The organism is Streptomyces hydrogenans (assembly GCF_014656075.1).
Lineage (GTDB): Bacteria > Actinomycetota > Actinomycetes > Streptomycetales > Streptomycetaceae > Streptomyces > Streptomyces hydrogenans.
In genome coordinates this window covers 1-3,460 of the sequence record NZ_BNBS01000259.1, presented here as the reverse complement: position 1 = coordinate 3,460, position 3,460 = coordinate 1, and the positions used below count along the sequence as shown (strand labels likewise).

The window sequence follows — 3,460 nt, the reverse complement described above, 5'->3', positions numbered from 1 at the left end:
GGGGGCGTACTTGCGGGCGTTGGTGATCAGCTCACTGACCACCAGTTCCACCCCGCTCATCGCGTACTCGGACACTGGCAGGCCGTGCACGGCCTGGACGTCGGTGAGGAAGGCACGGGCCAGTTCACGGGCGACGGCGATGTCCTCGCTGCCCTCGAAGACGCCGGACACCGACACGATGTCCGCCATCAGTGGCCGCCCGTCCGCAACGCCCGCTGTGTGCCCCATTGCCGTTCTCCTTCACCACGCGACCCTGTGTGCGCGGCTCCGTATACCCCCCGATCGGATCCTCACACCGAGCCGGCATCGGAGTTTCGCAAGGGGGGTCGGTCAGGCCGCGTCGTCGCGGGCGGTGCCGAGCGCGCGCCGTGCGCCGGTGGGTACGACGAAGACGCGACCCGCGGTCGTCCAGTCCACATCGACTGCCCTGTGCATCGCCCCCTGACGCATCCGGTGCCGACAGAGGAGAGCCAGGCACATGGCGGGGGAGCGAGCTTGCGGGGGAGCGTCGACCCGGGGCGTCAGTGGGGGACCGGCTGCTGGCCGGTGCGCTCGGACTCGTCCTGCACGAGCAGGGACAACAGGGAGGCCAGGGGGAGGCCGGCTTCGGCGGGGTGACGCAGCACCTTGCCCGGCTCTATGCGATACGTGTTCGTACGGCCTTCTCGCGTGTGGGAGAGATAGCCGTCCTGTTCCAGGTCCGCGATGATCCGCGAGACGGCACGCTCTGTGAGCCGGCAGCGGGCGGCGATGTCACGGATGCGGACGTTCGGGTTGTCCGCGATGGCGGCCAGTACACGCGCGTGGTTCGTGAGGAACGTCCATCCGGTGTGAGATTCAGGGGATCCAGGCATGCCCCGGATTTTACGCGACCCCAGTTGCCGGAACGACAATGCATGACATAGTTTTCCGGTAATCAGCGTCGCGCCTTCCCTTTCGCGGAGGGAACACCGAAGGGAGTCCGAGAGTGCCTTGGAGCGAGGATGAGGCCGTCGCCTCCGCACTCCTGACCGCGCCCCGAAGGAAGCCGCTCCCGGGGCAGGGCACCGGAGACGAGCCCCGGCAGGATCCGGTGTCCCAGTACGAGTGCTGCGGGGCGCAGGTCGTCGAGGCCCGCGGCGATTACGACATGCACTCCATCGGCCCCTTGGCCGAGGCGTTGAAGATCGCCACCGAGACGCACCCGAAGGTGGTCCTGGACGCCTCCGGGGTCGCCTTCGCGGACTCGACCTTCCTGAATCTGGTGATCCTCATCCACCAGACGGGAAAGCTGCGCGTGGTGGCGCCGTCGGAGCAGGTCCGGAGGCTCTGCGCGATCACCGGCGTGGGCGACATCCTGCAGATCCGGGAAACGGTCGACGACGCCGTCGCCTCGTGAGCGCACGCGGGGGCTGCCGGGACGGGGCGTTTCGGTCCGAGGCCCACACCCACCGGCACGGGGGCACGCATGGATCAAGGGGAAGAGACCCGGCACCCGTCCCCTCGGCACCGGCGGCGGGTGCCTCCGTGAGCACACGTGCCGGCTCCAGCACGCTCGGGTAGGACCGCGAACCTCCCGCCCCCGGCCCCGTATCCGTCCCGTCGTCGATTTCTTGGGCGGGCTCGGAGTGAAGCGGAGGATCCGGGGCAGGCGGTTGTCGAGCGCATGGGACCGCCCTGACTGCCCATGCACCTGTCGTCTCCCCCTTCCGGCAGGTGCGCGGGCAGCTGAACGGCCCGCACCAGGCAGGGGTGCGGGCCGTTCGGCACGAGGAGGCCAGACCCGGGGCCTTTGCCGGAAGACCCCATCTGAAACGCAAGGTGCTTTCAGGAATCGTCTCGACCGGTGTGAAAACCGGGCTGACCGCCGCGATGGCCATGGGGAGCGTCCTGGGCCGGACGGGTTGTGGGAGTGGTTCCAGCGGGTGGTTCTGGTGGCACCGGTGATCTACTGCGCCACGCTGCCGGCCTGACCGGCGACACCCCCGAGCCGGCATGGTCCTGCCGCAAGGACGACACACCCGTGAGAGGGGCCCTGACCCCGGATCTTGGCGTTTCCGCAGGAACCAGTGCGCACCGAGTTGCGGACCCGACACCCAAGCACTGACCAGTGGCCTCTTACCCGGCGTGGAGGAATCCGTGTCCCACCCGCGCATCGACGTCGTCGTCCCGACCTTGAACGACAGACCGGTCCAAGAAAGGCGCCAGGAACACGAGCGTCTTCGAATCCGAGCACTTCTGCATGACTGTGCGCGGCGCCCACATACCCGGCGCCTACCTGTCGTTGATCCCGCCCATCAGCTGAACCCCCGCCCCTCACCTGCGCCTGCCTACTGGCTCAACCGCAACGGCAGAGCCGCCGCGTCCTTCCACACCGCCAGCTGCGCCGAGTCCACCGGCCTCATCTCGCCCTGGAACAGCTGCGCGTGACCATCCCGCGACTCGTCCGTCCAGGCGTTGGTCGCGAACACGTACGTACTGCCCGCCTTCAATCGCACAGCGGTTCCCTCGTCCAGGCCGTAGGTCACCCGAACCGCCCCCCTGACACTCCCCCGCAACACCGAGCCGACCTCGACCCGGTAGACGTCCTGCGTCCACCCCTCGATGTCCCGCTGCTCCTCGAAGGCCGTCACCCGCCCCGTGAACACGTTCTCACTGTGCTGCGCGGTGCTCATCGGACTCGTCGCGTCATAGCCCCGCAGCACATGGCCCTCCAGCGGCTCCGACCACTCCTGGTAGCCGAACCAGCCGCCCAGCGCCAACACCCCGGCGGCCGCTACGCCCGCCACCCCGGCCGTCGTCTTCTTGATCATGATCATCCCCACAGTGCGTGATACGCCTCGATGTCTTTCGCGGTCGGCCTGTTCAGCTTCTGCTCCGCGATCTGGCCGTAGTCGGCCCACAACAAAGACCGGCCCTCGTCGTACGACTTGTGGCAAAACCCCAGAGCGTGCCCCAACTCGTGCGCGGCGACCCGCCTGCGGTGCTCGTCCGTACCCCGCCGCTTCCCGTTGTCCAGGTAGGCGCGGTTCATCAGAAGATGGTCCGTGCCGTGCTGCGGAGACCACTTGCCGTACACGTCACGCCACTGCCCGGAGACGCTGCTGACGTCCCGGAACTCCAGATCCGCGTACGCCGTAGCCCCGTCGGCCACGATCTTCACCTGCTTGAGCGTGCCCGCCCCCCATACCCTGACCGCGTACTTACGCGCGTCATCGAACTTCGACTCGTCGTCCCACGCGATCTCCGTGCCGTCCACGGAGGACCGGCCGCGCGAGTCGACCAGCCCGTCTACGCACGCATATGGCCGGGCGGCGCTCGGGGCCGCGTGCGCCGGGGCCGGAACAGCCAGCAGCGCGGCGGCTGCCGAGGCGGCCGCGAAGCCTAAGGTGCTCGTCCTCATGTCACCGGACGATAGCGTTCCGTACCGTCCTAGTGTGATGCGCCAGAAATCCTGAGGGTTAGTTCTGCTCTGTTTTCT

The 3,460-nt window shown here is 68.2% G+C and carries 4 protein-coding genes and 1 pseudogene; 1 reads left to right on the top strand and 4 read right to left on the bottom strand.

Going from position 1 to position 3,460, the window contains the following annotated elements; translation table 11 throughout:
• Both IE321_RS41130 and IE321_RS41125 read right to left on the bottom strand, forming a co-directional pair.
• Nucleotides 1-228: pseudogene (locus tag IE321_RS41130) on the bottom strand (ATP-binding protein); the annotation flags it as partial.
• Between the two features lie 293 nt (nucleotides 229-521).
• Nucleotides 522-854, bottom strand: a complete 333-nt coding sequence (locus IE321_RS41125) for a helix-turn-helix transcriptional regulator (RefSeq protein ID WP_190226729.1) — start codon at nucleotides 852-854, stop codon at nucleotides 522-524.
• Nucleotides 855-967: 113 nt separating this feature from the next.
• Here IE321_RS41125 and IE321_RS41120 point away from each other — a divergent pair, with 113 nt between their 5' ends.
• A complete protein-coding gene (locus IE321_RS41120) occupies nucleotides 968-1,378 on the top strand; it encodes an STAS domain-containing protein (RefSeq protein WP_190226728.1) in 411 nt (136 codons plus the stop codon).
• A 931-nt stretch (nucleotides 1,379-2,309) separates the two neighbouring features.
• On the opposite strand, the gene IE321_RS41115 is transcribed toward IE321_RS41120, so the two are convergent.
• On the bottom strand, nucleotides 2,310-2,792 hold the full coding sequence (locus tag IE321_RS41115) for a hypothetical protein (RefSeq protein WP_190226727.1): 483 nt from the start codon (nucleotides 2,790-2,792) through the stop codon (nucleotides 2,310-2,312).
• A gap of 2 nt (nucleotides 2,793-2,794) precedes the next feature.
• Complete coding sequence (locus IE321_RS41110; RefSeq protein ID WP_190226726.1) at nucleotides 2,795-3,382, bottom strand: matrixin family metalloprotease; 588 nt, start codon at nucleotides 3,380-3,382, stop codon at nucleotides 2,795-2,797.
• Nucleotides 3,383-3,460: the final 78 nt, after the last annotated feature.